The 26,756-nt window shown below is 70.7% G+C and carries 25 protein-coding genes and 1 pseudogene; 16 read left to right on the top strand and 10 right to left on the bottom strand.

Going from position 1 to position 26,756, the window contains the following annotated elements; genetic code table 11:
• Nucleotides 1–5 precede the first annotated feature (5 nt).
• From ACFT7S_RS30535 to folE, 5 genes are all read left to right on the top strand, one after another.
• Nucleotides 6–1,142: a zinc-dependent metalloprotease gene (locus ACFT7S_RS30535; RefSeq protein WP_382737385.1), complete on the top strand. Its 1,137-nt coding sequence runs from the start codon at nucleotides 6–8 to the stop codon at nucleotides 1,140–1,142.
• Nucleotides 1,143–1,331: 189 nt separating this feature from the next.
• Nucleotides 1,332–2,420, top strand: coding sequence for a tRNA lysidine(34) synthetase TilS (gene tilS / locus ACFT7S_RS30540; protein WP_382737386.1), 1,089 nt, complete (start codon nucleotides 1,332–1,334; stop codon nucleotides 2,418–2,420).
• Nucleotides 2,421–2,504: 84 nt separating this feature from the next.
• Nucleotides 2,505–3,044 (top strand): hypoxanthine phosphoribosyltransferase, encoded by a 540-nt coding sequence (hpt, locus tag ACFT7S_RS30545; protein WP_382737435.1) that lies wholly within the window; start codon nucleotides 2,505–2,507, stop codon nucleotides 3,042–3,044.
• 217 nt (nucleotides 3,045–3,261) lie between these two features.
• Nucleotides 3,262–5,325, top strand: coding sequence for an ATP-dependent zinc metalloprotease FtsH (gene ftsH / locus ACFT7S_RS30550; RefSeq protein ID WP_382737387.1), 2,064 nt, complete (start codon nucleotides 3,262–3,264; stop codon nucleotides 5,323–5,325).
• Nucleotides 5,326–5,485: 160 nt separating this feature from the next.
• Entirely contained in the window at nucleotides 5,486–6,091 is a 606-nt protein-coding gene (folE, locus tag ACFT7S_RS30555; protein ID WP_382737388.1) for a GTP cyclohydrolase I FolE, read from the top strand.
• Nucleotides 6,092–6,253: 162 nt separating this feature from the next.
• On the opposite strand, the gene ACFT7S_RS30560 is transcribed toward folE, so the two are convergent.
• The 6 genes from ACFT7S_RS30560 to ACFT7S_RS30585 form a co-directional block, all read right to left on the bottom strand.
• Nucleotides 6,254–6,745 (bottom strand): DUF3180 domain-containing protein, encoded by a 492-nt coding sequence (locus ACFT7S_RS30560; RefSeq protein WP_382737436.1) that lies wholly within the window; start codon nucleotides 6,743–6,745, stop codon nucleotides 6,254–6,256.
• A gap of 68 nt (nucleotides 6,746–6,813) precedes the next feature.
• Entirely contained in the window at nucleotides 6,814–7,425 is a 612-nt protein-coding gene (gene folK / locus ACFT7S_RS30565) for a 2-amino-4-hydroxy-6-hydroxymethyldihydropteridine diphosphokinase (protein WP_382737389.1), read from the bottom strand.
• Nucleotides 7,422–7,781, bottom strand: coding sequence for a dihydroneopterin aldolase (gene folB / locus ACFT7S_RS30570; protein WP_382737390.1), 360 nt, complete (start codon nucleotides 7,779–7,781; stop codon nucleotides 7,422–7,424). The genes folK and folB overlap by 4 nt, the downstream gene beginning before the upstream one ends.
• A gap of 190 nt (nucleotides 7,782–7,971) precedes the next feature.
• The gene (locus ACFT7S_RS30575; protein WP_382737391.1) at nucleotides 7,972–8,454 is read right to left on the bottom strand and encodes a nuclear transport factor 2 family protein; all 483 of its coding nucleotides are present in this window, start codon (nucleotides 8,452–8,454) and stop codon (nucleotides 7,972–7,974) included.
• Nucleotides 8,451–9,248 carry a dihydropteroate synthase gene (gene folP / locus ACFT7S_RS30580; protein ID WP_382737437.1) on the bottom strand — a complete coding sequence of 266 codons (798 nt, stop codon included), beginning with the start codon at nucleotides 9,246–9,248 and terminating at the stop codon, nucleotides 8,451–8,453. Before folP ends, ACFT7S_RS30575 begins: the two co-directional genes overlap by 4 nt.
• A gap of 154 nt (nucleotides 9,249–9,402) precedes the next feature.
• Nucleotides 9,403–10,590: a betaine/proline/choline family ABC transporter ATP-binding protein gene (locus tag ACFT7S_RS30585; RefSeq protein WP_382737392.1), complete on the bottom strand. Its 1,188-nt coding sequence runs from the start codon at nucleotides 10,588–10,590 to the stop codon at nucleotides 9,403–9,405.
• A 141-nt stretch (nucleotides 10,591–10,731) separates the two neighbouring features.
• Here ACFT7S_RS30585 and ACFT7S_RS30590 point away from each other — a divergent pair, with 141 nt between their 5' ends.
• From ACFT7S_RS30590 to ACFT7S_RS30605, 4 genes are all read left to right on the top strand, one after another.
• Nucleotides 10,732–11,451 carry an ABC transporter permease gene (locus ACFT7S_RS30590; protein WP_382737393.1) on the top strand — a complete coding sequence of 240 codons (720 nt, stop codon included), beginning with the start codon at nucleotides 10,732–10,734 and terminating at the stop codon, nucleotides 11,449–11,451.
• 3 nt (nucleotides 11,452–11,454) lie between these two features.
• Nucleotides 11,455–12,129, top strand: a complete 675-nt coding sequence (locus tag ACFT7S_RS30595; protein ID WP_382737394.1) for an ABC transporter permease — start codon at nucleotides 11,455–11,457, stop codon at nucleotides 12,127–12,129.
• 46 nt (nucleotides 12,130–12,175) lie between these two features.
• Nucleotides 12,176–13,153: a glycine betaine ABC transporter substrate-binding protein gene (locus ACFT7S_RS30600; RefSeq protein WP_382737395.1), complete on the top strand. Its 978-nt coding sequence runs from the start codon at nucleotides 12,176–12,178 to the stop codon at nucleotides 13,151–13,153.
• A gap of 103 nt (nucleotides 13,154–13,256) precedes the next feature.
• Nucleotides 13,257–14,288 (top strand): hypothetical protein, encoded by a 1,032-nt coding sequence (locus tag ACFT7S_RS30605; RefSeq protein ID WP_382737396.1) that lies wholly within the window; start codon nucleotides 13,257–13,259, stop codon nucleotides 14,286–14,288.
• A gap of 32 nt (nucleotides 14,289–14,320) precedes the next feature.
• On the opposite strand, the gene ACFT7S_RS30610 is transcribed toward ACFT7S_RS30605, so the two are convergent.
• Nucleotides 14,321–15,463: an NADH-quinone oxidoreductase subunit D gene (locus tag ACFT7S_RS30610; RefSeq protein ID WP_382737397.1), complete on the bottom strand. Its 1,143-nt coding sequence runs from the start codon at nucleotides 15,461–15,463 to the stop codon at nucleotides 14,321–14,323.
• A 50-nt stretch (nucleotides 15,464–15,513) separates the two neighbouring features.
• On the bottom strand, nucleotides 15,514–16,509 hold the full coding sequence (locus ACFT7S_RS30615) for an SAM-dependent methyltransferase (protein ID WP_382737398.1): 996 nt from the start codon (nucleotides 16,507–16,509) through the stop codon (nucleotides 15,514–15,516).
• Between the two features lie 96 nt (nucleotides 16,510–16,605).
• Between ACFT7S_RS30615 and ACFT7S_RS30620 the strand changes: the two genes are divergently transcribed.
• Both ACFT7S_RS30620 and ACFT7S_RS30625 read left to right on the top strand, forming a co-directional pair.
• Nucleotides 16,606–17,811 carry a sensor histidine kinase gene (locus tag ACFT7S_RS30620; protein WP_382737399.1) on the top strand — a complete coding sequence of 402 codons (1,206 nt, stop codon included), beginning with the start codon at nucleotides 16,606–16,608 and terminating at the stop codon, nucleotides 17,809–17,811.
• 63 nt (nucleotides 17,812–17,874) lie between these two features.
• Complete coding sequence (locus tag ACFT7S_RS30625; RefSeq protein WP_382737400.1) at nucleotides 17,875–18,549, top strand: response regulator; 675 nt, start codon at nucleotides 17,875–17,877, stop codon at nucleotides 18,547–18,549.
• A 21-nt stretch (nucleotides 18,550–18,570) separates the two neighbouring features.
• Here the strand turns inward: ACFT7S_RS30625 and ACFT7S_RS30630 are convergent, their stop codons facing one another.
• Together ACFT7S_RS30630 and ACFT7S_RS30635 are read right to left on the bottom strand one after the other, a co-directional pair.
• Nucleotides 18,571–19,683: a DUF5937 family protein gene (locus ACFT7S_RS30630; RefSeq protein WP_382737438.1), complete on the bottom strand. Its 1,113-nt coding sequence runs from the start codon at nucleotides 19,681–19,683 to the stop codon at nucleotides 18,571–18,573.
• A 347-nt stretch (nucleotides 19,684–20,030) separates the two neighbouring features.
• Nucleotides 20,031–20,853, bottom strand: a pseudogene (locus ACFT7S_RS30635) (beta-eliminating lyase-related protein).
• 180 nt (nucleotides 20,854–21,033) lie between these two features.
• On the opposite strand from ACFT7S_RS30635, the gene ACFT7S_RS30640 reads away from it, so the two are divergent.
• The 5 genes from ACFT7S_RS30640 to ACFT7S_RS30660 are packed head-to-tail and all read left to right on the top strand — an operon-like array spanning nucleotide 21,034 to nucleotide 26,621.
• Complete coding sequence (locus tag ACFT7S_RS30640) at nucleotides 21,034–21,999, top strand: Rossmann-like and DUF2520 domain-containing protein (RefSeq protein ID WP_382737401.1); 966 nt, start codon at nucleotides 21,034–21,036, stop codon at nucleotides 21,997–21,999.
• Nucleotides 21,996–23,048: a pantoate--beta-alanine ligase gene (gene panC / locus ACFT7S_RS30645; protein WP_382737402.1), complete on the top strand. Its 1,053-nt coding sequence runs from the start codon at nucleotides 21,996–21,998 to the stop codon at nucleotides 23,046–23,048. The genes ACFT7S_RS30640 and panC overlap by 4 nt, the downstream gene beginning before the upstream one ends.
• Nucleotides 23,045–24,790: an L-aspartate oxidase gene (locus ACFT7S_RS30650; RefSeq protein WP_382737403.1), complete on the top strand. Its 1,746-nt coding sequence runs from the start codon at nucleotides 23,045–23,047 to the stop codon at nucleotides 24,788–24,790. Before panC ends, ACFT7S_RS30650 begins: the two co-directional genes overlap by 4 nt.
• Nucleotides 24,787–25,824 carry a carboxylating nicotinate-nucleotide diphosphorylase gene (gene nadC / locus ACFT7S_RS30655; RefSeq protein WP_382737404.1) on the top strand — a complete coding sequence of 346 codons (1,038 nt, stop codon included), beginning with the start codon at nucleotides 24,787–24,789 and terminating at the stop codon, nucleotides 25,822–25,824. Before ACFT7S_RS30650 ends, nadC begins: the two co-directional genes overlap by 4 nt.
• On the top strand, nucleotides 25,824–26,621 hold the full coding sequence (locus ACFT7S_RS30660) for a type III pantothenate kinase (protein WP_382737405.1): 798 nt from the start codon (nucleotides 25,824–25,826) through the stop codon (nucleotides 26,619–26,621). The genes nadC and ACFT7S_RS30660 overlap by 1 nt, the downstream gene beginning before the upstream one ends.
• The last annotated feature ends 135 nt before the right edge of the window (nucleotides 26,622–26,756 follow it).

The raw sequence follows: 26,756 nt of genomic DNA on the forward strand, positions 1-26,756 counted from the left end.
GACGCATGACGAGCATCGGTGGTGCCGAGATGGTCGACTGGAATCTTGCGGTGGCGACCGCGACCCGGTTCGTGCGGCCGGGGCCCGAGATCAGCCGCGAGGAGGCCCGCGCCGTCGTCGCGGAACTCCGCCGGCATGCCAAGGCCTCGGAGGAGCACGTCCGTTCCTTCACCCGGATGATTCCGGACGGGCACGAACCGGAGGACACCCCGGTCCTGGTCGTCGACCGGGCCGGCTGGATCAGGGCCAACGTCGCGGGCTTCCGCGAACTGCTCCGCCCCCTGCTGGAGAAGATGCAGGACCGGCGCCCCGACGGCCCCGGCGGCACCGTCCTCGGCGCGGTCGGCGGCAAGGTGACCGGCGTGGAGCTGGGCATGCTGCTGTCGTTCCTGGCCTCCCGAGTGCTGGGGCAGTACGAGACGTTCGCCCCCGCCGCCCCCGCACTCCCGGCCTCCGCCAAGGGCGGCGGCCGACTGCTGCTCGTCGCCCCGAACATCGTCCACGTCGAGCGCGAACTCGAAGTCGACCCGCACGACTTCAGGCTGTGGGTGGCCCTGCACGAGGAGACGCACCGCACCCAGTTCACCGGCGTGCCGTGGCTCCGTGACCATCTCAAGGGCGAGATCCAGTCGTTCCTGGACGAGACGGACGTCGACCCGATGACCGTCCTGGAGCGCCTGCGCGAGGCCGCCCAGTCGCTGTCCGGCGCGGGCCGCCCCGAGGGCGAGGAGGGGGAGGGCGAGGGCCGCAGCCTCGTCGAGATCGTCCAGACGCCTGCTCAGCGCGAGATCCTCGGCCGCCTCACCGCGGTGATGTCCCTGCTCGAAGGGCACGCGGACTTCGTGATGGACGGTGTGGGACCCGAGGTCGTCGGCTCCGTCTCCGAGATCCGGGAGAAGTTCCAGCAGCGCAGGGCCCGGGGCGCCGGCCGCCTCGACCAGGCGCTCCGCAAGCTCCTGGGACTCGACGCAAAGCTCCGTCAGTACCGCGACGGGGAGCGCTTCGTCAGTGCCGTGGTCGGCGAGGTCGGTATGGACGGCTTCAACCGGGTCTGGACCTCGCCCAACACCCTCCCGACGAAGGCCGAGATTGCCAAACCGGCGGACTGGATCGCGAGGGTGCACCGTAAGCCAGAGGCGTGATCTTGAACCGCCCGCAGGCCGAAGAATGCCCCTTCAATCACCCATCCGAGGGACCATAGGGGCATGGGAAGGCGTGCAATGCTCGATGAACAGCTTGGCTCTGTCACCATCGACGCACTCTGAGTGACGGGACTCACGTTCTGTCCCTTCGAGGCACCCCCCGAAAAACCTTCACGAAGGGCACCGGACATGGGTCCCCATCCTGCGGTCGCGGCGATACGCCTGGCGGTTCGCCGCGTACTCCACGACGTACTCACCGAATACGACCGCCACACCGACAACACCGGCCGGGCCGAGTTCGCCGAAGCAGGCGCCGGCAGGCAGCGCGCCACACTTCCCGAACGACCCGATACCCCACTCGTGCTCGTGGCATGCTCCGGCGGCGCCGATTCCATGGCGCTCGCCTCCGCCCTCGCCTTCGAGTCCCGCAAGCTCGCCGTCCGGGCGGGCGGAATCACCGTCGACCACAACCTCCAGCCGGGGTCGGCCCTGCGCGCCGCCGAGGTCGTCACCCGGCTCGGCGCCATGGACCTCGACCCGGTCGAAGCGGTCTCCGTGCACGTCGGCCGTGACGGCGGCCCCGAAGCCGCCGCCCGTGACGCGCGCTACGCGGCCCTGGACGCAGCGGCCGAGCGCCACGGCGCCGCCGCAGTCCTTCTCGGCCACACCCGCGACGACCAGGCGGAAACCGTTCTGCTCGGCCTCGCCCGCGGCTCCGGCATCCGCTCCCTGTCCGGGATGGCCGCCGCTTCGGGACCCGCCGGCCGCTACCGGCGCCCGTTCCTCCAGCTCGACCGGCAGACCGCCCGCAAGGCCTGCCTGGTCCAGTCGCTGCCCGTCTGGGACGACCCGCACAACATCGACCCGGCCTACACCCGCTCCCGGCTCCGCCACGAGGGCCTTCCCGCCCTGGAGAAGGCCCTCGGCAAGGGGGTCGTCGAAGCTCTCGCCCGTACGGCCCAGCTCTCCCGCGACGATGCCGACGCCCTCGACACCTGGGCCGCCGAGGCCGACCGTTCCGTACGCGACGCCGCGGGGCAGCTGGAGTGCGCCAAGCTCCACGTCCTGCCGACCGCCGTGCGCCGCAGAGTGCTGCGCCGGGCGCTGATCGAGGCCGGAGCCCCCGCCGGTTCCCTGTTCGCCCGTCATATCGAGGAAGTCGACCGTCTCATCACCGGCTGGCGCGGCCAGCGCGCCATCAACCTGCCGGGCCGCGTCGAAGCCCAGCGGCAGGGTGGCAGACTGGTCATTCGGCAGAGCTGTAGCGCAAGCGGCTGAAGTGCAGGCGAAACGGCCGGCCGGCCCGGGGCACCACTCCGGGACCGGCGGGCTAAGAAAGAGACGCGGGTGAACGAGAAGGACATGGGTACCGACCTTCAGTCGGTGCTCCTCATCAAGGAAGAGATCGACGCGAAGCTCGTCGAGCTGGCCGCGAAGATCGACGCGGAGTACGCGGGCAAGGATCTGCTCCTCGTCGGCGTCCTCAAGGGTGCGGTGATGGTCATGGCGGACCTGGCTCGCGCTCTGTCCACCCCCGTCACGATGGACTGGATGGCCGTCTCCTCGTACGGCGCGGGCACCCAGTCCTCCGGGGTGGTCCGCATCCTCAAGGACCTGGACACCGACATCAAGGGCAAGCACGTCCTGATCGTCGAGGACATCATCGACTCCGGCCTGACGCTGTCCTGGCTGCTGTCCAACCTGGGCTCGCGCGAACCCGCGTCGCTGGAGGTCTGCACCCTGCTGCGCAAGCCGGATGCCGCAAAGGTCGCGATCGACGTGAAGTGGATCGGCTTCGACATTCCCAACGAGTTCGTCGTCGGCTACGGGCTGGACTACGCGGAGAAGTACCGCAACCTCCCCTTTGTCGGCACGCTCGCCCCGCACGTCTACGGCGGCTGACGCCCGGCCGCCCGCCCTGCCCGGCCGCCCGGTCAACCCGGACGGGCGGCGGGGAACCCTCACCGGCTTCCCGCCGTTGGAGCTTCGAAGGCGGGATTTGTCAGACGTCCCCTGCAGTCGCGGGTGACAATGCTGGGGTACCGTCCGAAGAACAGTCTTTTCTCACAGCAGCATTTACCTACGGGCAGGAGGGACGGGGCGACTTCGCTCCGTATGGATGGACGTGAAGCGATACTTCCGTGGGCCGGTCATGTGGATCGTGCTGGCCGTCCTCGCCGTGGTCGTGTTGATGCAGGTCGTCGGCTCGTCGGGCGGCTACAAGACGGTAGACACCGGCGAAGTGATCCAGGCGATCAGTAAGAACCAGGTTGAGCAGGCCAAGCTCACCACTGGTGACGAACAGATTCTCAAGATTGAGCTGAAGGACGGCCAGAAACTCGAAGGCGAGTCCGGCAGCAAGTTCCAGGCGAGCTACATCGGCAACCAGGGCGTCGAGCTGGCGGACACCCTGCAGCAGAAGTTCGAGAGCGGTGACATCGAGAAGGGTTACACCGTCTCGCCGTCGAAGCAGTCCCCGTTCGTCTCGATCCTCCTCTCGCTGCTGCCGTTCGTTCTGATCGTGGTCGTCTTCCTGTTTCTGATGAATCAGATGCAGGGCGGCGGTTCCAAGGTCATGCAGTTCGGCAAGTCCAAGGCGAAGCTGATCACCAAGGACACGCCGAAGACGACGTTCGCCGACGTGGCGGGGTCGGACGAGGCTGTCGAGGAACTCCACGAGATCAAGGAGTTCCTCCAGGAGCCGGCGAAGTTCCAGGCCGTCGGCGCCAAGATCCCCAAGGGTGTCCTGCTGTACGGGCCTCCCGGTACGGGCAAGACGCTGCTCGCCCGCGCGGTTGCCGGCGAGGCGGGCGTCCCGTTCTACTCGATCTCCGGTTCCGACTTCGTCGAGATGTTCGTCGGTGTCGGTGCTTCCCGAGTGCGTGACCTCTTCGAGCAGGCCAAGGCGAACGCTCCGGCGATCGTCTTCGTCGACGAGATCGACGCCGTAGGCCGGCACCGCGGTGCCGGCATGGGCGGCGGTCACGACGAACGCGAGCAGACCCTCAACCAGCTGCTCGTCGAGATGGACGGCTTCGACGTGAAGGGCGGCGTCATCCTGATCGCCGCCACGAACCGGCCGGACATCCTCGACCCGGCACTGCTGCGCCCGGGACGCTTCGACCGGCAGATCGCGGTCGACCGCCCGGACATGCTGGGCCGTCTCGAAATCCTGAAGGTGCACAAGAAGGGCAAGCCGGTAACGGACGACGTCGATCTCAACGCCGTCGCCCGCCGTACCCCCGGCTTCACCGGTGCCGACCTGGCGAACGTGCTGAACGAAGCGGCGCTCCTCACGGCGCGCGGCAACAAGACGCTGATCGACAACGCCATGCTCGACGAGGCCATCGACCGCGTCGTGGCGGGTCCGCAGAAGCGGACCCGGATCATGTCCGAGAAGGAAAAGAAGATCACCGCGTACCACGAGGGCGGACACGCCCTGGTCGCGGCGGCTTCCCCCCAGTCGGACCCGGTCCACAAGATCACGATCCTCTCCCGCGGCCGCGCCCTCGGTTACACGATGGTGCTCCCGGAAGAGGACAGGTACTCCACGACGCGCAACGAGATGCTCGACCAGCTCGCGTACATGCTGGGCGGGCGCGCGGCCGAGGAGCTGGTCTTCCACGACCCGACCACCGGCGCTGCGAACGACATCGAGAAGGCCAGTGCGACGGCCCGCGCGATGGTCACGCAGTACGGCATGACGGAGCGGCTCGGTGCGATCAAGTTCGGTGGCGACAACACCGAGCCGTTCGTGGGCCGTGAGATGGGCGGCCACCAGCGCGACTACTCGGAAGAGGTCGCCGCGCTGGTCGACGAAGAGGTCAAGAAGCTCATCGAGACCGCGCACAACGAGGCCTGGGAAATTCTCGTCGAGAACCGCGACATTCTCGACGCCCTGGTCCTCGAACTCCTCGAGAAGGAGACGCTCGGCAAGGAGCAGATCGCCGAGATCTTCGCTCCGATCGTCAAGCGCCCGGCCCGCCCGGCCTGGACCGGCTCCTCGCGGCGCACGCCGTCGACGCGGCCGCCGGTCCTCTCTCCCAAGGAGCTGGCCCTCACCAACGGCGTCACCACCGCCAATGGTTCGGCCGCCCCGGCGGAGATCGCGCCGAAGGACATCGCCCCGAAGGACATCGGCCCGGCAACGGAGTCGATTCCGGAGGAGCGTCCGGAGAGTTAGACCCGTACCGACTCCGGTGTGGCCCCCGTCACGGGCGTCCCACCGGGCCCGGAATGGATGCCGCGCCCCCCAGGTTTTAGCCTGTGGGGGCGCGGCTTTTCGTATGCCTGCGAGGTTTGCGCGAAGCACGCGCACGCGACAGCACGAGGAACGAGGACAGATGACCGACCCGGTGACGCTGGACGGCGAGGGCACGATCGGCGAGTTCGACGAGAAGCGGGCCGAGGCCGCCGTACGTGAACTGCTCATCGCGGTCGGGGAGGACCCGGACCGCGAGGGTCTGCGCGAGACACCGGGGCGGGTGGCGCGTGCGTACAAGGAGATATTCGCCGGGCTGTACCAGGAGCCCGAGGACGTCCTGACGACGACGTTCGATCTCGGCCACGACGAGATGGTGCTGGTGAAGGACATCGAGGTGTTCAGCACCTGTGAGCACCACCTGGTGCCGTTCAGGGGTGTTGCGCACGTCGGATACATCCCGGCGACCTCCGGCAAGATCACCGGACTCTCGAAGCTGGCCCGGCTGGTCGACGTCTACGCGCGGCGTCCGCAGGTCCAGGAGCGGCTGACCACACAGGTCGCCGAGGCGCTGATGGAGATCCTGGAGCCGCGGGGGGTCATCGTCGTGATCGAGTGCGAGCACATGTGCATGTCGATGCGGGGCATCCGCAAGCCGGGCGCGAAGACGATCACCTCGGCCGTCCGCGGCCAGCTCCGCGACCCCGCGACGCGCGCCGAGGCCATGAGCCTCATCATGGCCCGCTGACGGTCGCCTGATCTTCGGCCGCATTCTGTCCTCAACCGCCGGACGGGCTTGAAAATCAAGCCCGTCGAGGGGGTCCCGCCATGCCTTTTAGGCAATGGGGGAGATTGAGGACGAAACGGTGACCGGACGACCCGGTGGACCTTTCCTGGCCCGGTCGCAACGCTACGCGGACGCCGCGCTCCGGTCGTCGTCGCCGTTGTCCTTGTCGTCCGGGAGCTTGCAGACGCGCTCCAGGAACAGGGCGGCGGCGATGACCGCGATGCCCGCCAGGACCGCGAAGCCGGCGTAGATGGCCTGTTCGCGGCGGGGCGGGATGTCGAGGGAGCCGAGCAGGAAGACGCCCGTGCCGCCGTACATCCCGGAGACCAGAGCCGCGACGAGGGCGCTGGCCTGGCCGAAGACGACCGCGCGGGCCGCCATCAGCGGCTCGACGCCCTTCGCGCCCGGCCGCCGCTCCCGCTGGGCCCGCAGGCGGGTGCGGATGGAGAGCGCCGTCGCGAGCAGGATGACGGCGATGGCCGCCAGTACCACCGGGGCCGCGAGGGGGACGCTCGGCAGGGTCCCCAGGGAGTCCCAGAGACGGGCCGCGCCCCAGGACAGCACGCCGGCGGCGGCGAAGAGTCCGGCCAGTACCCCGAGCCGTAGTTGCTTCACCGAGAGAGCCGCCCTTCGCCGCCGGGTGTCCGTGGAATGCATGTATGGGTGTTCGTCGAGCCTAACGACTACTCGGGCAGACGGAGTTCCAGGTCGGCCCGTGGGAGTACACCGGCATCGCCGATTCCGGTCAGCAGGTCGGCGACCGCGCCGGCGCCCGGCAGCTCGGCCTCGGGGTCCACGTCGTGCCAGGGGGCGAGCACGAAGGCCCGCTCACGGGCGCGGGGGTGGGGCAGGGTGAGCTGCGGGTCGTCGGAGACCACATCGGCGTACGCGACGATGTCGACGTCGATGGTGCGCGGACCCCAGCGCTCCTCGCGGACCCGGTCGAAGGCCTCCTCGATGGCCTGGCCGCGCTCCAGCAGGGAGGACGGGGGCAGCGTCGTCTTCACGACGATCACCGCGTTGAAGTACGACGGCTGGGAGCCGGGAGCGACGCCCCAGGGCTCCGTCTCGTACACCGGGGAGACCGCCTTGACCCGGAGGCCGGGGGTGTCCTCCAGGGCGTCGATGGCACCCTGGAGGGTCTCCAGGCGGTTGCCGAGGTTGGAGCCCAGCGAGATCACGGCCCGTTTGGGGTTGGAGAGGGTGGTGTCCGCGGCATCCACCTGCTCGACCACGGCGGCGGGAACCGGCTGTACGGTCGGGTCGCTCTGCCCCTCGGTGGAAAATGCAGTCATGCTCGGCTCCGGGTGATGGTGATGGTCACGTCGTCGAACGGGACGGTGATCGGGGCGTCCGGCTTGTGGACGACCACCTCGACCTCCTGGACGCCCTCGTGCTTGAGGCACTGCTGGGCGATGCGTTCCGCGAGGGTCTCGATCAGATCGACCGGCTCGCCCTTGACCACGTCGACGACTTCCTCCGCGACCACGCCGTAGTGCACGGTCTTCGTCAGGTCATCGGTGGCCGCCGCGGGCCGGGTGTCCAGACCGAGCACCAGGTCGACGATGAACGTCTGGCCCTCTGCCCGCTCCTTGGGAAACACACCATGGTGCCCACGGGCCTTGAGGCCGCGCAGCGCGACACGATCCACGCGAATCACTCCTGCTGTCGTTGGTCGTTGGGACACCCGGCTGCGTGCGGGCGGCGAAGTGCCCTCTTTCGAATCTACCTGCGAGCACCGACAGTGCTCGCCCGCGGGGCTCTGGACAGGACCCCGGAGGGCTGGTAGCCGCCCATACCCCGGGCCCCGGGAAACCAACCCACAACGAAGGCGTACCCACTCAGGAGGGTGTGTCTTCGTCCTCTTCCTCACCGGTTTCGGCCAGTACGGGGGAACCGTGGTGGGACCACAGCTTCCAGCCCTCGGGTGTGCGGCGGAACACATTGGTCGCGACGACGAGCTGGCCGACGAGCGGGCCGAGCGCGTTGCCCTCCTCGGCAGGACCACCGCTGAGGATGTTCTCGGTGCAGGTCACGAGGGCGGTGTCGCCGGTCATCGAGACGCCGACATCGGTCAGGAAGAACTGGATGTACTCCGTGTTCGCCATGATCAGCGCATAGCTGCGCAGCACTTCGCCGCGCCCGGTGAGCACCGGCCACCCCGGGTGGACGCAGGAGATGGTGAGGTCCTCCCCGGGCAGCCAGAGGCCGGAGAGCGTGTCGAAGTCACCGCGCTCCATCGCCTCGTAGAAGGCGGTATTGGCCTGCTCGACGGCCTGGATGTCGGCGGCCGCCTCCGCGTGCTCGTCGTGCGGCCCGCTCACGCGGCTCCCTCGATGGCGCGGGCGACCCGTACGGCGTCGGCTGTGGCCCGTACCTCGTGCACCCGTACCGCCCATGCGCCCGCCTGGGCGGACAGGGCGGAGATCGCGGCCGTGGCGGCGTCGCGTTCGCGGGCGGGCGGTGGGGCGGCTCCCTCGCCGGCCAGGACGTGGCCGAGGAACCGCTTGCGGGAGGCGGCCACGAGCAGCGGGCGGCCCAGGGTGCGCAGCTCGGCGAGGTGGGCGACGAGCGACAGGTCGTGGGAGGCGTCCTTGGCGAATCCGAGACCGGGATCGATCACGAGCCGTTCGGGGGACACCCCGCCCGCGATCACGGCTTCCATGCGTGCGCGCAGTTCCTCGACGACCTCGGCGACGACGTCCTCGTACACGGCTCTGCTGTTCATGGACTCGCTGAAGCCGCGCCAGTGCATGACGACGAACGGGACGTCCGCTGCGGCGACGACCGGGACCATGTCCGGGTCGGCGAGGCCGCCGCTCACGTCGTTGACGAGCGCCGCGCCGGCGGCGACGGCCTGCTCGGCGACGCGGGCCCGCATGGTGTCGACGGAGACCGTGACCCCCTCGGAGGCCAGCCCCCGCACGACCGGGACCACGCGCCGCAGCTCCTCGGACTCGTCCACCCGGCTGGCACCCGGGCGGGTCGACTCGCCGCCGACATCGATCAGGTCGGCGCCCTCGCCGACCAGCACGAGGCCGTGCTTGATCGCGGCCGTGGTGTCGAACCACCGGCCTCCGTCGGAGAAGGAGTCGGGCGTCACATTGACGACTCCCATGACCGCACACCGGTCCCACTCCGGCAGGTCCTGCACCGTGCCGCGTCCGCGCAACGTACTCATACGCCCAGCGTAGGCCCGCCGGGAGACCCGTTGCGCCGCACGGTCGGCATGCTCGGCACGGTCCGCGCGCTCCGGGAGCGGGCCGGTGCGGTCACGGGGCCGCCTTCGTCACGCTCGCCACGGTCTCCACCGCGACGGCGGCGCGCGGTACGTCCTGGGCGTCCGCGTCGATCGAGCGGCGCAGGGCCTCGTGGAGGCGGGCGGGGGTGAGGACGCCGAGGAAGCGGCCGGTGCTCTTCTTGTCGATCACCGCGATCCAGCCCGCGTCGTGCTGGAGCATCGTGGCGAATGCCTGCTTGAGCGGCGCGCCGAGGGGGAGCCATGCCTCCATCCGGCGGGCGTGCTCGCGGACGGTGCCCTTGGAGGTGGCCGTGGCGGCGTCGCCTGCCGGAATCCAGCCATGCAGCTTGTCGTCCCCGTCGAGCACCACGGCCCAGCGCGCGCCCTCGGAGCGCAGGCGTTCGGTCGCCTTCGCGAGGGGGTCGTCGAGGTGGACGACCGGCGGCTGGTCCAGGTCGCTCTCCTCGATCGGGGTGACGGAGAGCCGCTTCAGACCGCGGTCGGCGCCGACGAAGTCCGCGACGTACGGGGTCGCGGGGGCGCCGAGGACGGTGGCGGGGGAGTCGAACTGCTCGATGCGGCCCTGCCCGTACACGGCGATCCGGTCACCGAGCCGGACGGCTTCCTCGATGTCGTGGGTGACGAACAGGACGGTTTTGCGGACCTGTGCCTGGAGCTTCAGGAATTCGTTCTGCAGATGTTCCCGTACGACGGGGTCGACCGCGCCGAAAGGTTCGTCCATCAGCAGTACGGGCGGGTCGGCGGCCAAGGCGCGGGCGACGCCCACGCGTTGGCGCTGGCCTCCGGAGAGCTGTTCGGGATAGCGGTCACCATAAACGGAAGGATCGAGTCCGACCAGATCGAGAAGTTCGGCCGCCCGCTCGCGGCCCTTTCCGCGTTTCCAGCCCAGGAGATGGGGGACGGTGGCGGTGTTCTCCAGCACGGTCCGGTGCGGGAAGAGGCCGACCTGCTGGATCACATAGCCGATGCGGCGCCGGAGTCGGACGGGGTCGATGGCGGATATGTCGTCCCCGTCGAGGAATATCCGTCCCTCGGTCGGTTCGATCAGCCGGTTCACCATCTTCATGGTGGTCGTCTTGCCGCAGCCGGAAGGTCCGACGAGCGTGACCAGTTCACCCTCGCCGACCTCGAAGGAAAGGTCGTCGACGGCGGTGGTGCCGTCGGCGTACCGCTTGGTGACGTGCTCGAAACGGATCATGGTTCCCCATTGTGACGCGCGTTCTGTGAAGGCCGTGTTGCCGGAATGCGACGGCCTCGGCGATTGTCAGTGGTCGAGGATAGGGTCGCCAGACATCAGTTCGGTACAAGAAGCGCGACGGTAAATCAGGGGGTGGGACGGGTGGCCGGAGAGAACTGCCTCGTGGCGAACGACTGGATCTGCGGCGAGTATCTGCGTTCCCGCAGCCAGGAGTTGACCGACGCGACCGTCCAGCACATCTGGATCACCGCTGTTTCGGTGCTGATCGGGCTGGCCGTGGCCTTTCCGCTGGCGCTCCTGGCCCGCCGCGGCCGGCACTTCGCGGGACCTGTGCTTGGGCTGACGACAGTGCTCTACACCGTGCCGTCGCTGGCGATGTTCTCGCTGCTGCTGCCCCTGTTCGGGCTGTCGGCGTCCCTGGTCGTCACCGGCCTGGTGCTCTACTCGCTGACCATTCTCGTACGGAACATCCTGGCGGGTCTCGAAGCGGTTCCCCAGGAGGCGAAGGACGCCGCGAAGGGCATGGGGTACGGTCCGGCGCGGCTGCTGTGGGAGGTCGAACTGCCGCTTGCGCTGCCCGCGTTGATGGCGGGCCTGCGGATAGCCACCGTGTCGACGGTCGCGCTGACGACGGTGGGTTCGCTCGTCGGCAAGGGCGGCCTCGGCAATCTCATCGAGGACGCGCTGCCGAGCCTCTTCAAGGCCCAGGTGCTGACCGCGTCGGTGCTCTGTGTGCTGCTCGCGGTCGCCGCCGACCTGCTGCTGCTCGGCGTGCAGCGACTGCTCACGCCCTGGACCCGCATACGCGCGACGACCGGCTCCGTGGGCGGGCCCCTGGTCACGAAGGTGGAGGCGGGCTGATCCGTGGGAGTCATCGGCGACGCCTGGACCTGGCTCACCACCGGGTCCAACTGGTCGGGGGAGAGCGGGGCTGCGCACCGGCTCGGTGAGCATCTGTACGTCAGTGGGGTGGCCCTCGCGCTGGCCTGCGCGATCGCCCTGCCGCTCGCGCTGTATCTGGGACACCTCGGCAAGGGGGGTGCGCTCGCGGTCAACATCTCCAACGTGGGGCGCGCCGTGCCCGTCTTCGCGGTGCTGGCCCTCTTCATGCTCACGCCGCTGCGCAACTCCGGCTACTGGCCCACGATCATCGCGCTGGTGCTGTTCGCGGTGCCGCCGCTCCTGACCAACGCCTACGTCGGGATGACGGAGGTCGACCGCTCCGTGGTCGAGGCGGCCAGAGGCATGGGGATGTCCGGCCGGCAACTCTTCGCAAGGGTCGAGCTCCCGCTCGCCTACCCCCTGATCATGACCGGGCTCCGCTCCGCCGCCGTCCAGGTGGTGGCCACCGCCTCCATCGCGGCGATGGTCGGCCTCGGCGGCCTGGGCCGGATCATCACCGCCGGATTCAACACGTACGACACCGCGCAGGTCTTCGCGGGCGCGGTGCTGGTCGCCGGGCTCGCCCTGGTGGCCGAGGGGACGCTGATGGCGCTGGAGCGGCTGCTGTCCCCTCTGCGCCGCCGGCGGAGCGCCTGATGCTGTGCAGCTGTTTGTCACCTTTTCGCTGTGGACGGAGAACATCATGAACAGGACCTCGCGCATAGCGGGTGCGGTCATCGGGATGGTCGCGCTGGCCGGGTCGCTCGCCGCGTGCGGCGGCAGCCTGGAGAAGGAGAAGAGCGGTTCGGACACCGCGTCGGGCTCGGGCTCCAAGAAGGGCTCGCTCGTCGTGGGCGCCGCGTCGTTCACCGAGTCCAAGGTGCTCGCCGAGCTGTACGCACAGGTCCTCGGCGACGCCGGATACAGCACCTCGATCACCACCGTGAAGAACCGTGAGCTGTACGAACCCTCCCTGGAGAAGGGCGAGATCGACGTCGTACCGGAATACGCGGCGACGATCGCCGAATTCCTCAACGCCAAGGTGAACGGGGCGAGCGCGGCGGAGAAGAAGCCTGTCGCCTCCGGAGATGCCGCTGCCACGGTCGCCGCCCTGGAGAAGCTCGCCACGCCACTCGGTCTGAAGGTGCTCCCGCCCGGCGACGCCGTCGACCAGAACGCCTTCGCCGTGACGAAGGAATTCGCCGAGAAGAACAACCTCAAGACCCTTTCGGACCTCGGCGGGTCGAAGATCAAGGTGAAGATCGCCGCCGGTGACGAGTGCGAGGTCAGGCCGTTCTGCGCGCCGGGTCTGAAGAAGACGTACGGCATTGATGTCACCGGTATCGACCCCAAGGGTGTCGGCACTCCGCAGTCGAAGCAGGCCGTCAAGGACGGCAAGGACCAGCTGGTTCTGACGACCACCACGGACGCGGTGCTGGACAGTTACGGCCTGGTGTTCCTGGAGGACGACAAGAAGCTCCAGAACGCCGACAACGTCCTGCCGGTGCTCAATGCCAAGGACGCGGGCGCGCAGGACATTGCCGATGCGCTGGGGAAGCTCACCGGGGCACTCACCACGCAGGACCTCGCGGAACTGAACCGCAAGGTCGACGCCGAGCGCGCCAAGCCCGCCGATGTGGCCAAGGAGTATCTCCGGGCGAAAGGCTTGCTCAAGAAGTAGAGAGCGATGATTCGGGTGCTTCGGGAGGCCGTCAGGTAACCGGCGGGGAACAGATTGCCGGGCGGTCTCCCAAGTGACCCGTACGCACGGTAAATTTCGAGCCATGCCACGTGGACGTCACCGCCATTCGCCACCCCTGCACAGAATCCTGCCGCCTTCCCTGGTCGCCGGAGTGTCGGTCGTCTGTGCGGCCGGCGCCTGGCTGCTCGCCGAACCTCTCGCCCTGCGCGGTCTGGTGGCCGCCACGGCGGCCGCCGCCGTCTCCGGCGCGTACCTGATGCGCAGCTGGGACCGGGCCGCGGGACTGCGCGTCGCGGAACTGACGCGCGCCCGTGCCAGCGACGAGTGGAAGACCGAGGAGCGCGTAGCCGAGCTCGAGGCCGATCTCGAGGAATCGAGGGAGCTGCGCACCCGGCTGGAGACGAAGCTGCGCCGCAAGCGGGTGGAGCTCGCCGGTCTGCGGGGCGAACACGCCGCCCTGCTGCGCCGGTACGCGAACGCCGAGACCGAGCGGGCCACCGCACTGGAGGGCCGCAGGCAGCTGGCGCTCGAAGCGGCCGCCGCGCCCCGGGAGTTGCCCGCCGCCCGTTCCACGCCCACCCCGGGCGCGTATCTCCGTGCCTCCCAGGCGCTGCGGGACCTCTCGCGCAACGCCAAACTCCAGGAGGCGCACCGCACCGCCGAACAGGCCAGGCGGCGCGACCTCGCCGAGCGTGCCAGGACACGGGACGTGGAGGCGGAGGGCCCGAAGGGGAAGCACGCGGCGGCCGCCGGGGCGGGCGACCACCAGCACCGCCGCCCGTCGGTCGCCCTGCCGGCCCCGCAGCTCTCGCCCGTACCCGTTCCGGTGCCGCGTCCGATCCCGGCCGCTTCGGCCGTCGTTCCGTACGCGGCAGCGCGCCGGCACCTCGTCCCGCAGGGCAGCTTCGACTTCTTCGGTACGCAGAAGGCGAACGCCGCGATCGAGGCCGTACAGAACGAGGACCTGGCCGACGTGGTGGGCGAGGAAGCGCTCGCCGCCCACCGGACGGGCGTGACGGAGAACCGAGCCGTGGGCAAGGTCATCGACCTCACCGCGCACGACGAGACCGAGCAGCTGGACGTCGCCGGGCTGCGCAGCGCCATCTCTTCGTAGCGGCCGGGCCCGCCGGGGGCTCCGGCGGGCGCCTACTTGTCGATGTCGCCGACGACGAAGAAGAGCGATCCCAGGATGGCCACCATGTCGGCGACCAGGGTGCCGGGCAGCAGCTCGGTGAGGGCCTGGATGTTGTTGAACGAGGCGGAGCGGAGCTTCAGCCGGTACGGGGTCTTCTCGCCCTTGGACACCAGGTAGTAGCCGTTGATACCGAGCGGGTTCTCGGTCCACGCGTAGGTGTGGCCCTCCGGTGCCTTCAGCACCTTGGGCAGCCGCTGGTTGATCGGCCCCGGCGCCAGGCCGGCCATCCGGTCCAGGCAGGCGTCCGCGAGATCCAGCGCGTTGTGCGACTGACCCAGCAGGCATTCGAACCGTGCCAGGCAGTCGCCCTCGGTGGCGGTGACGACCTTGAGCGTGTCCTGAAGCTCTCCGTACGCGAGATACGGCTCGTCACGCCGCAGGTCGAAGTCGACCCCGGAGGCGCGGGCGATCGGCCCGGACACCCCGTACGCGTGCACGGCCTCCACGGAGAGCACGCCCACCCCGCGGGTACGGGCCCGGAAGATCTCGTTGCCCAGCACCAGATTGTCGTACACGTCCATCCGGGACCGCACCGACGCGATCGCGTCCCGCGCGCGGCCGAGCCAGCCCGCGGGAAGGTCCTCCTTGAGCCCGCCTACCCGGTTGAACATGTAGTGCATCCGGCCGCCGGAGACCTCCTCCATCACGGCCTGGAGTTCCTCGCGCTCCCGGAACGCGTGGAACATCGGGGTGATCCCGCCCAGTTCGAGGGGGTAGGAGCCGAGGAACATCAGATGGTTCAGGACCCGGTTCAGTTCGGCGAGCAGGGTCCGCGTCCACACGGCGCGCTCGGGGACCTCCATGCCGAGCATGCGCTCGACGGCCATGACGACACCCAGCTCGTTGGAGAACGCCGACAGCCAGTCGTGGCGGTTGGCGAGCATCACGATCTGCCGGTAGTCGCGCGCCTCGAAAAGCTTCTCGGCGCCCCGGTGCATATAGCCGATGACCGGCTCGGCGTGCTGGATGCGCTCGCCGTCGAGGACGAGCCGCAGGCGGAGCACCCCGTGGGTCGAGGGATGCTGGGGGCCGATGTTGAGCACCATGTCGGTGCTCTCTGCCGCGCCGCCGATGCCGACCGTCGTCTCCGTCATGCCGGACAGTATCCCCCGGGTACCCGGGGCTCCGCCCGGGACCCCGCTCCTCAGACGCCGGAGGGGGCGAAGGACGCCCGCACCTGTTGGGACAGCCAGCCGAAATCGCCCAGTCCGCCGCGCGCCGTGAGCTCCGCCGCCTCGCCCGACGCGGAGAGCGCCCGGACGTACCCGGCGGGGTCGGCCGACGCCAGGGAGAGCGGCGGCCGTTCACCGCTGACGCCCAGCTCCCGGAGCGCCGCACGCTGGTCACGCACCTCGGCCGGCACGCCGGCCACGACGCTCCCCGCCTCCGCGCACGCGTCCAGCGCCACATGGGACGTGAGGTCGCAGCTGCCGTCCGGCACCGGGCGCACCTCGCGGCCCGCCCGGAAACCGGTCAGCGTTCCGTACGGCGGCCTCGCCTCCCGTACGTGCCCGTAGTCCACCGCCACCGCCAGGCCCCCGGCCAGCGACGTGACCGCCCGCGCCCAGGCCTCGTCGCGCGGGCGGCCGATCTCCGCGCGGTCGCCGGGCTGCGTCAGCGGCCACCAGCGCCGCAGCCACTCCGCGTCCGCCCCGCTCACCGGGTCGCCCAGCCGCTCCGTACCGTCGGCCCGCCGGACGAGGACATGGCGCGCCACTCCGTCGGCGTCGGCCTCCGCGATGTCCGTCGGGACGTTGTCCAGCCATTCGTTGGCGAAGAGCAGCCCGGTGACCCCTTGCGGAGGCTCGGCGCACCACTCGATCCGGGGATCGAGGCCGGGCGGGCGTCCGGCGATCTCCACCGCGTACGCCCGCACCTTCAGCCCGGCGGGCGCTGCCGCCAGCACCCCCGTCAGCAGCTCGCCCCGGCCCGCGCCGACATCCACCAGGGAGACCTCGTCCGTGTCCAGCTGCCGCGCGGTCCCGGCCAGCAGCCGGGCGACGGCGGCGGCGAACAGCGCAGAGGCGTGCACCGACGTGCGGAAATGTCCCGCGGGCCCTTCCGGCCTTCGGTAAAAGCCCTCGTCCCCGTACAAAGCGGTCTCGGCCGCTTCCCGCCACCCGCACCAGTCATCCGTCACGTAGGCAAGTCTCCACCTTGGGGAGTACGGTCCCAGGACCTGGATCGGCCCTCCGGCTGACCCGGGCACCGATCTGCTATCCCTACGCTGGGTTACGTGCAGCGTCTCTACGACTTCATCCGCAGACACCCGACGGGCGTCGACAGTTTCTGGGCTGTCTTCCTCCTCGGGCTCTCCGGCGTGTCGATGGTGGCCGAACAGCCCGGTCACGCGCGGGAGCGCCTCCTCTCGGTGCCGATCGTCCTGGGCCTCTGCACCGTCGTCGCGCTGCGTCGGCGGGCACCCGAGAAGATGCTGCTGCTCACCGTCGCGATGGGCATCGCGCAGCTGGTGCTGGATGTCGCGCCCGGTGTCGCGGACTTCGCCATGCTCGTGATCATCTTCACCGTGGCCACCGTCGGGGAGCGCTGGGCGTCCCGGCTGGCCCTGGTCTGCAGTCTCGGCGCGGCCGGCCTCTCGCAGCTGCGCTGGCCGGACGAGGGCTCCCAGGGCAGCTGGGCCCAGGCCGTCTTCGTCGTGGTCGTCATGACGGTGCCGTTCGTACTCGCCTGGGTGCTCGGCGACTCGATGCGGACCCGCCGGGCCTACTTCGACCAGCTGGAGGAGCGCGCGGCCCGGCTGGAACGGGAGCGCGAGGCGCAGTCGAAGGTCGCGGTGGCTGCCGAGCGCGCCCGGATCGCCCGCGAACTGCACGACGTCGTCGCCCACAACGTCTCCGTGATGGTGGTCCAGGCCGACGGGGCCGCGTACGTCATGGACGCGGCCCCGGACCAGGCGAGGCAGGCGCTGGAGACCATTTCGAGCACCGGCCGCCAGGCGCTCGCCGAGATGCGCAGGCTGCTCGGGGTGCTGCGCACCGGTGACGCCCCGGAGAGCGGGGAGTACGTACCGCAGCCCGATGTCGGACAGATCGAGGACCTGATCGAGCGGGTCCGGCAGACCGGCCTGGCGGTGGACTTCAAGATCGAGGGCACTCCGCGCCCCCTGCCCAGCGGGGTGGAACTGACCGCGTACCGCATCGTGCAGGAAGCCCTCACCAACACCCGCAAGCACGGCGGCCCGGATGCGGGTGCCAGCGTGCGGCTGGTCTACTTCGACGACGGCCTCGGGCTCCTCGTGGAGGACGACGGCCGGGGGGCCGCACACGAGCTGTACGAGGACGGCGGCGCCGACGGAGCCGGTCACGGCATGATCGGCATGCGGGAGCGGGTCGGCATGGTCGGCGGCACGCTGGATGCGGGACCGCGCCCCGGCGGCGGATTCCGGATCAGTGCCCTGCTGCCGCTGAAGCCCGGCCATTAGACGTGTGCGGTTGACCTGCTGAAAGCCCGCCCCATCCCTCTGACCAGGAGAACAGGACACCTCATGGCGATCCGCGTGATGCTCGTCGACGACCAGGTGCTGCTGCGCACCGGATTCCGGATGGTGCTCGCCGCCCAGCCGGACATGGAGGTCGTGGCCGAGGCCGGTGACGGCGCCGAGGCGATCGAGGTGCTGCGTGCCACTGCTGTCGACGTGGTGCTGATGGACGTACGTATGCCGAGGCTGGACGGCGTCGAGGCGACCCGGCGCATCTGTGCGCAGACCGATCCGCCGAAGGTGCTCATCCTGACCACGTTCGACCTGGACGAGTACGCCTTCTCCGGGCTGAAGGCGGGGGCCAGCGGTTTCATGCTCAAGGACGTGCCGCCCGGCGAACTGCTCGCCGCGATCCGTGCCGTGCACAGTGGTGACGCGGTCGTCGCGCCGTCCACCACTCGTCGGCTGCTGGACCGGTTCTCCTCGATGCTGCCCAGCGGCGTCAAGGACCCCAACCAGAAGCACATCGAGAAGCTCACCGAGCGGGAACGCGAAGTGATGATGCTGGTCGCCCAGGGGCTGTCGAACGGTGAGATCGCGGCGCGGCTCGTGCTGTCCGAGGCGACCGTGAAGACGCATGTCGGCCGCATCCTGACGAAGCTGAACCTGCGCGACCGGGTGCAGGTCGTCGTCCTCGCGTACGAGACGGGCCTGGTCCGGGCCGGCGGCGGAACGGGCTGACCGCACGGACCGTGCGCCGCCTCAGCGCAGGATCCCCTCCAGGAAGTCGCTGCCGAGCCGGGTCACCGCGGTCAGGTCGAGCTGGTGCAGGACGTACCGGCCGCGCCGCCGGGTGGTGACGAGACCGGCCTTCTTCAGTACCGAGAGGTGGCGGGAGACCTCGGGGGCCGTGATCCCGTGCGAGTCGGCGAGTTCGCCGGTGGTGTACGGAGAACGGGCGAGGTTGCGGCACAGGCGCATCCGCATCGGATGGGCCAGCGCCTCCATCCGGAGCTGGAGCAGCTCGACGGAGGCGGGGGAGGGCAGTTCGGGGCGGTGCACCGGGTAGTGGATCACCGGCCGCCAGCCCGGGGCGTGCAGCACCATGAGGTGCGGCCAGCCGAACGTGGTCGGTATGAGCGTGAGCCCGGGGCCGACGGCCGGGTCGGCGGCGTTGGTCCGGCCCTCGGTCAGCTTGTCGACACTGATCCGGGTGCCGTCCTCGTTCAGCGAAAGGGCGGCGGAGACCGCACGCACCGCCTCGTCGAGCCCCTTGCGCCGCAGCAGCTCCGTCTTGTGCCGGGCATCGGCGACGAGCTGGACCTGCACCCGCCGCCAGGTGTCCGCGAAGAACGCCTGATCGCAGTCCTCGAAGAGGCGCCGGACCCAGCTGCGTACCGAGATGGGGTCACCCAGCAACTGCTGGGTGAACTGCACCTGCTGAGGTCCACGGGCGGCCGCCATGTCCAGTGCGCGGGCCCGCATCGTCGCGTCGGTCAGCGGGGAGGGCGAGCCGGTGCCGTAGTGGCTGGCGCAGGTGAATTCCAGAGCGGCGGCGACGAACCGCTCGTCGTCCAGCTTGTCGAGGATGTCCAGGTCCTCGGCGAGGGTGGCCCCGGTCCTGCCGTCACCGCCGCGCACCCCGGCGAACGGCATGAAGACGTCCGAGAAGGTGTTGCGCCACAGGAACTCCGCCTCGTGGAGCCGGTCCGCCAGGTCGGGCTCCAGGGAGGCGGCGGTCGCGGTCGCCCAGCCGTGCAGGCCCGGATGGTGGCCGGGCTCGGAGAGCGCATGCAGAGCCAGCCCCAGCTCGGCGAGGGGCGAGGTCTCGAAGACGATGCGGTCGGCGGGCAGTCCCGCGATGTCGATGTTCACGCTCACGTCTCCATAGTGGGGGGTACGGGGACGGGGCCACGCGCCATTTGACGGTGCTCGTCAATCCACGCGCCGACCTGGCCGCGACCGGCTCACCCTGGGAGACATGGACGCCATTCAGCAGCACATGCTCGACAGCTACCGCGCAGCCCAGCACAGGGAAACGCCTCCACCACTGCCCGGCCGGCACGACAGGGAGGTGCTGCGGGAACTCCGCAGACGCCTCCGGACCTGGACGCCCACGCCCCGCACACAACCCCGTCCGTAACCACCGCGGAGGCCCATCCAGCCCGTCCGGCGCTTGAGGACGGAACCGGCCACCGGACGGCCCGGTCCCCACGCCCCGCCTACACCAGGCGCTCGATGAACTCCCCCACCGCATCCCGCACATCCTGCGCGGTCCACTCCAGCCCCTCCGCAGCCACCGTGACCTCCGTGAACGAGACCCCGGGCGGCGTCGAGGGCCCGGTGAACCACCGGTGGAACAGTGCCACCCCCGTCTCCTCCGCCTGCCGCACCGACGCCTCGTTCAGCACGCCCGCCCCGTACGGCAGCCAGACCTGGAACTGATGGGTGTGCGGAGGTTCCGGATGCACCCGGAACCACGGGGCGGCCGACTCCTCGAAGCCCTCGGCCAACGCCCCGGCCACCACCTTCGCGTGCGCCACGTACGCCGGCAGCCGCGGCAGTTCCCGTTCCAGGCCGAGCAGCGCGGAGAGTGCCGCCGGGTGCGGTGGAAGACGTCTCCGCCGTACCGGTGCTCGTCCGCCGTGGGCAGCCGGGGTTCGGGCGTCGGATGCACCGTACGCAGCCCGCTCACCGCGCTCAGCGCGCCCCGTTCGTGCACCTCTGGATGGGCGAGAGGGTGCAGGGCCACGGTCGGATTGCCGGTCCGCCCCGCCCAGCAGCGCAGCGCGATCTGCTGCGCCATCGTCCCGGTCGGGCAGAACGCGGCGGCCTCCGTGCCGAGCAGCTCCGCCACCCGTCGCTCGACCTTGCCGACCACCCGTCGCCGTACACATCGGTCCAGTCGTCCAGGTCGTGGACCGCGCTCGCGTCGGCCGCCAGCGCGGCGAGCTGTTCGCCGATCGTGGCTTCCGCGGACACCCGTGCAAGGACCCGCTCCGACTGCCGCCACGCGGCCAGCCTGCGCTCTCTCCTTCTGCCCATCGGTGTCCGTCATGGGACGATCATTACCCGGACCACTGACATCGTCCGACCGGATTTCCGCCTGAGCCGCAGAGTTACCCACAGGCTGTGGACAGCCGTGAGGTGGCGCGAAACGCTGGCGTAGCATGCAGAGAAATCGTCCGGTACCCCCCGCGGACTGGAACGGAAGGCCATCGCCGCGTGAATACGACAACTTCGAAGGACCCCCTCGACGCGAGGGACCGCCCCGCCCGCCTCACGGTCGGTGTCGTCGGCGCGGGCCGGGTCGGCCCCGCCCTCGCCGCCTCGCTCCAGCTCGCCGGGCACCGCCCGGTGGCCGTATCGGGCGTCTCCGACGCCTCGGTGCGCCGGGCGGCCGCCCTGCTCCCCGACGTACCCCTGGTAACGCCCGCCGAGGTGCTGGCACGCGCCGATCTGGTGCTGCTGACCGTCCCCGACGACGCGCTGCCCGGGCTGGTCGAGGGCCTCGCCGAGACCGGTGCCGTACGGCCGGGACAGCTGATCGTCCACACCTCGGGGCGGTACGGGACCAAGGTGCTCGACCCCGCCCGGCGGGCCGGGGCGCTGCCCCTCGCCCTGCACCCGGCGATGACGTTCACCGGCAGCTCCGTCGACGTCCAGCGGCTCGCGGGCTGTTCGTTCGGCGTCACCGCCCCCGTGGAGCTCAGACTCGCCGCCGAGGCGCTGGTCATCGAGATGGGCGGCGAGCCCGAATGGATCGCGGAGGAGTCCCGTCCGCTCTACCACGCGGCCCTCGCCCTCGGTGCGAACCACCTGGTCACGCTGGTCGCCGAGGCCATGGAACTGCTCACCAAGGCCGGGGTGACCGCCCCCGACCGGATGCTCGGCCCGCTCCTCGGGGCGGCCCTCGACAACGCCCTGCGCTCGGGCGACGCAGCACTGACCGGACCCGTCGCCCGCGGCGATGCGGGCACGGTCGCGGCCCACATCGGCGAGCTCCGCGCGCACGCTCCGGAGATGGTGGCCGGTTACATCGCGATGGCCCGCGCCACCGCCGACCGGGCCCTCGCGCACGGCATGCTCAAGGCGGAGCTCGCGGAGGACCTGCTCGGCGTCCTGGCCGACGGTGGCCGCACGGCCGGGCCCGGCGGTACCGAAGGCGCCGGACCGGGGGAGGCCCGATGAACACCCAGGATTCCGGTGCGGCCCAGGACTCCGGGGCGAGGGCCACCACCCCCGCCCTCCTGCACACCGCGGCCGAGCTCGACGCCCTGCGCCGCCCGGCCGGGGCACGGCGCGTCGTCGTCATGACGATGGGCGCACTCCACGAAGGCCACGCCACCCTGATCCGTACCGCGCGCTCCGCCGCGGGCCCGGCCGGCCAGGTCGTTGTCACCGTCTTCGTGAACCCGCTCCAGTTCGGCGAGGCGGCCGACCTCGACCGATACCCGCGCACGCTCGACGCCGACCTCGCGGTCGCCGCCGGGGCGGGCGCGGACGCGGTCTTCGCGCCCTCGGTCGACGAGGTCTACCCCGGGGGCGAACCCCAGGTCCGCATCACCGCCGGTCCCATGGGCGAGCGCCTCGAAGGCGCCGCACGCCCCGGGCACTTCGACGGCATGCTCACCGTCGTCGCCAAGCTGCTCCACCTCACCCGCCCCGACGAGGCGTTGTACGGGCAGAAGGACGCCCAGCAGCTGGCACTGATCCGCCGCATGGTGCGCGATCTCAACTTCGGCGTCGAGATCACGGGCGTACCCACTGTCCGCGACCCCGACGGTCTCGCACTCTCCAGCCGCAACCGTTTCCTCTCCGCCGAGGAGCGGCACACCGCGCTCGCGCTGCCCCGGGCCCTGTTCGCGGCCCGCGACCGGCTGGCCGCCCAGCAGGCACTGCACGAGCGCGCGACGGCCACCACGGCGAACGCGAGCCGGGTCGCCGGGCTCGCCGCGCTCGGTGAGTCCCGCGCGGCCGCCGACACCCAGGCGGTCGCACTGGCCCGGCCGAGCGGCGGCCCCGCCGCGGTCCGCGCCGCGGCCCGCCTCGTCCTGGACGACGCGTCCAAGGAACAGCCGCCGCTCGCCGTGGACTATCTCGCCCTCGTCGACCCGGCGGACTTCACCGAGATCCCCGACGACCGCGACCACGGCGAGGCGATCCTCGCCGTGGCGGCACGGGTGGGCGCCACCCGCCTGATCGACAACATCCCGCTGACCTTCGGAGCCCTCACGTGACCGGAATACGGCTGACCGCCCCCGCCCCCGGCTGGGCCATCGACGCGGACGTCGTCGTGGTCGGCTCGGGCGTGGCCGGTCTCACCACCGCACTGCGCTGCGCCGCCGCGGGCCTCGACACCGTCGTCGTCACCAAGGCGCGCCTCGACGACGGCTCCACCCGCTGGGCGCAGGGCGGCATCGCGGCGGCCCTCGGCGAGGGCGACACCCCCGAGCAGCACCTGGCCGACACCCTCGTAGCGGGCGCGGGCCTGTGCGACGAGACGGCGGTACGGGCCCTGGTCACCGAGGGCCCCGACGCCGTACGCAGGCTGATCGAGACCGGCGCGCTCTTCGACAAGACGGAGAGCGGCGACATCGCCCTGACCCGCGAGGGCGGCCACCACCGCCGCCGCATCGCGCACGCCGGAGGCGACGCCACGGGCGCCGAGATCTCCCGTGCCCTGGTCGAGGCGGTGCGCTCGGCAGCCCTCCACACCGTGGAGAACGCCCTGGTCCTGGATCTCCTCAACGACGCCGAAGGCCGTACGGCGGGAGTCACCCTGCACGTCATGGGCGAGGGACAGCACGACGGCGTGGGCGCGGTCCGTGCCCCCGCGGTCGTCCTCGCCACCGGCGGCATGGGCCAGGTGTTCTCCGCCACCACCAACCCGTCGGTCTCCACAGGCGACGGGGTGGCCCTGGCGCTGCGGGCCGGCGCGGAGGTCTCCGACCTGGAGTTCGTCCAGTTCCACCCGACGGTCCTGTTCCTCGGCGCCGACGCGGAGGGCCAGCAGCCCCTCGTATCGGAAGCGGTACGGGGCGAGGGCGCCCACCTCGTCGACGCGTCCGGCACCCGCTTCATGCTCGGGCAGCACGAGCTGGCGGAGCTGGCCCCGCGCGACATCGTCGCCAAGGCCATCACCCGCCAGATGCACCACCACGGCACCGAGCACATGTATCTGGACGCCCGCCACTTCGGCGCCGAGATGTGGGAGCACCGCTTCCCCACGATCCTGGCCGCCTGCCGGTCCCACGGCATCGACCCGGTCACCGAACCGGTCCCGGTCGCCCCGGCCGCGCACTACGCATCGGGCGGCATCCGCACCGACCTCGCAGGCCGTACGACGGTCCCCGGCCTGTACGCCTGTGGCGAGGTCGCCTGTACGGGCGTGCACGGCGCGAACCGGCTGGCCTCCAACTCCCTCCTGGAGGGCCTGGTCTTCGCGGAGCGCATCGCGGCCGACATCGTGCGGGACCGGCCGGAGCGGACCGAGGCGGTGGAACCCGTCGGCGGCAGCACCGCGCCCCTCCTGGTCCCCGAGTCCCGGGCGGCGATCCAGCGGATCATGACGAAGGGCGCCGGAGTCATCCGTTCCGCGGCCAGTCTCGCCACCGCGGCCGATGAGCTGGAGGCCCTGCACCGCACCGCCGCCGACGAAGCGGACGCGGCCGAACCCAAGGTGGCCGTGCCCGGCGTGGACGCCTGGGAGGCCACCAACCTGCTCCTGGTCTCGCGGGTCCTGGTCGCAGCGGCCCGCGAGCGCGAGGAGACCCGCGGCTGCCACTGGCGCGAGGACCGGCCCGACCGGGACGACGAGAACTGGCGCCGCCACCTCGTCGTACGGATCGCCCCGGACCGGCGGCTGGTCGTCAGCCGTACGGAGACCGCCGCATTCCCGCCCGTACGCGCCACCGGGACACCAGACTGCTCAAGCACCACGAACCACCCCGCCGACGCCCCCGAGGAGCCGCAACCGTGAGCACGCCCGAAGAGAATCCGCGCCCCACGCCCGTGGATGTACCGCTGATCCATATCGGCGCGCCCGCTCCCGCCACGGACGGCTGCGGCGACGGCTGCGGCTGTGGCGACGGTTACGACCCCGACGGCCTGGAGTGCGGTCTCGACCCCGCCCTCGCCCAGCTGCTCGCCGAGTCCGGTCTGGACCCCGTCCAGGTCGAGGACGTCGCCCATGTGGCGATCGAGGAGGACCTCGACGGCGGCGTGGACGTCACGACCGTGGCGACGGTCCCCGAGGACGCCGTCGCGACCGGTGACTTCACCGCGCGCGAGGCGGGCGTTGTCGCCGGAATCCACATCGCGGAAGCGGTGCTCTCGATCGTCTGTACGGACGAGTTCGAGGTCGAGCGGCACGTCGAGGACGGCGACCGCATCGCCGCAGGCCAGAAGCTGCTGACGGTCACCACCCGCACCCGTGACCTGCTCACCGGCGAGCGCAGCGCCCTCAACCTGCTCTGCAGGCTCTCGGGCATCGCGACCGCGACGCGCGCCTGGGCCGATGTGCTCGACGGCACGAAGGCCAAGGTCCGCGACACCCGCAAGACGACCCCCGGACTGCGTGCGATGGAGAAGTACGCGGTGCGCTGCGGCGGCGGCGTCAACCACCGCATGTCGCTCTCGGACGCGGCGCTCGTCAAGGACAACCACGTCGTCGCGGCGGGCGGCGTCGCGGAGGCGTTCAAGCGGGTCAGGGACGCGTTCCCGGACGTACCGATCGAGGTCGAGGTCGACACCCTGGAGCAGGTACGCGAGGTCCTCGACGCGGGCGTCGACCTGATCCTGCTGGACAACTTCACCCCCGAGCAGACGGCGGAGGCCGTCGCCCTGGTCGGCGGCCGCGCCGTACTGGAGTCCTCCGGCCGGCTCTCGCTCGCATCGGCGCGCGCCTACGCCGAAGCGGGTGTCGACTACCTGGCCGTCGGCGCGCTCACCCACTCCTCGCCGATCCTCGACATCGGTCTGGACTTCCGCGACACCGATGGGGCCGGCGTCTGATGCTGCTCACCATCGACGTCGGCAACTCGCACACGGTCCTCGGCCTGTTCGACGGTGAGGAGATCGTCGAGCACTGGCGGATCTCGACCGATTCCCGCCGTACGGCCGACGAGCTCGCCGTGCTGCTCCAGGGCCTGATGGGCATGCACCCGCTGCTGGGTGTGGAGCTCGGCGACGGCATCGAGGGCATCGCGATCTGCTCCACCGTCCCCGCCGTCCTGCACGAGCTCCGCGACGTCACCCGCCGCTACTACGGCGACGTCCCCGCGATCCTCGTGGAGCCGGGCGTCAAGACCGGTGTGCCGGTCCTGACCGACAACCCCAAGGAGGTCGGCGCGGACCGCATCATCAACGCGGTCGCCGCGGTCGAGCTCTACGGAGGCCCGGCGATCGTCGTGGACCTCGGTACGGCCACCACCTTCGACGCGGTCTCCGCGCGCGGCGAGTACACGGGCGGTGTGATCGCACCCGGCATCGAGATCTCGGTGGAAGCGCTCGGCGTCAAGGGCGCCCAGCTCCGCAAGATCGAGCTGGCCAGGCCGCGCAACGTCATCGGCAAGAACACCGTCGAAGCCATGCAGTCCGGCATCGTGTACGGCTTCGCGGGCCAGATCGACGGCGTCGTCGAACGGATGAAGAAGGAGCTCGCGGCCGACCCCGACGACGTCACCGTCATCGCGACCGGCGGCCTTGCTCCGATGGTGTTGGGCGAGTCCTCCGTCATCGACGAGCACGAGCCCTGGCTGACACTCATCGGTCTGCGCCTCGTGTACGAGCGCAACATCGCCCGCCTCTGACGCAGGCGCCCGCACCTGCGGGAATGGCCGTGGCGGCGCTTGGCAGGCGCCGCGCCGCCACGGCCAGTTAAGAGGATTTTGTCCATTTAGCACGTATTGTCGCGCTATGCCCACGCCCTACGGATCACGCGGCGG

It is taken from the genome of Streptomyces sp. NPDC057136, assembly GCF_042670885.1.
Taxonomy (GTDB): domain Bacteria; phylum Actinomycetota; class Actinomycetes; order Streptomycetales; family Streptomycetaceae; genus Streptomyces.

What these genes read in the sequence shown, in the direction of transcription:
- ACFT7S_RS30535 (WP_382737385.1), top strand. Translation starts at nt 6, where the DNA reads ATGACGAGCATCGGTGGTGCCGAGATGGTCGACTGGAATCTTGCGGTG.
- tilS (WP_382737386.1), top strand. Translation starts at nt 1,332, where the DNA reads ATGGGTCCCCATCCTGCGGTCGCGGCGATACGCCTGGCGGTTCGCCGC.
- hpt (WP_382737435.1), top strand. Translation starts at nt 2,505, where the DNA reads ATGGGTACCGACCTTCAGTCGGTGCTCCTCATCAAGGAAGAGATCGAC.
- ftsH (WP_382737387.1), top strand. Translation starts at nt 3,262, where the DNA reads ATGGACGTGAAGCGATACTTCCGTGGGCCGGTCATGTGGATCGTGCTG.
- folE (WP_382737388.1), top strand. Translation starts at nt 5,486, where the DNA reads ATGACCGACCCGGTGACGCTGGACGGCGAGGGCACGATCGGCGAGTTC.
- folK (WP_382737389.1), bottom strand. Translation starts at nt 7,425, where the DNA reads ATGACTGCATTTTCCACCGAGGGGCAGAGCGACCCGACCGTACAGCCG.
- folP (WP_382737437.1), bottom strand. Translation starts at nt 9,248, where the DNA reads ATGGGAGTCGTCAATGTGACGCCCGACTCCTTCTCCGACGGAGGCCGG.
- ACFT7S_RS30585 (WP_382737392.1), bottom strand. Translation starts at nt 10,590, where the DNA reads ATGATCCGTTTCGAGCACGTCACCAAGCGGTACGCCGACGGCACCACC.
- ACFT7S_RS30600 (WP_382737395.1), top strand. Translation starts at nt 12,176, where the DNA reads ATGAACAGGACCTCGCGCATAGCGGGTGCGGTCATCGGGATGGTCGCG.
- ACFT7S_RS30605 (WP_382737396.1), top strand. Translation starts at nt 13,257, where the DNA reads ATGCCACGTGGACGTCACCGCCATTCGCCACCCCTGCACAGAATCCTG.
- ACFT7S_RS30610 (WP_382737397.1), bottom strand. Translation starts at nt 15,463, where the DNA reads ATGACGGAGACGACGGTCGGCATCGGCGGCGCGGCAGAGAGCACCGAC.
- ACFT7S_RS30625 (WP_382737400.1), top strand. Translation starts at nt 17,875, where the DNA reads ATGGCGATCCGCGTGATGCTCGTCGACGACCAGGTGCTGCTGCGCACC.
- panC (WP_382737402.1), top strand. Translation starts at nt 21,996, where the DNA reads ATGAACACCCAGGATTCCGGTGCGGCCCAGGACTCCGGGGCGAGGGCC.
- ACFT7S_RS30660 (WP_382737405.1), top strand. Translation starts at nt 25,824, where the DNA reads ATGCTGCTCACCATCGACGTCGGCAACTCGCACACGGTCCTCGGCCTG.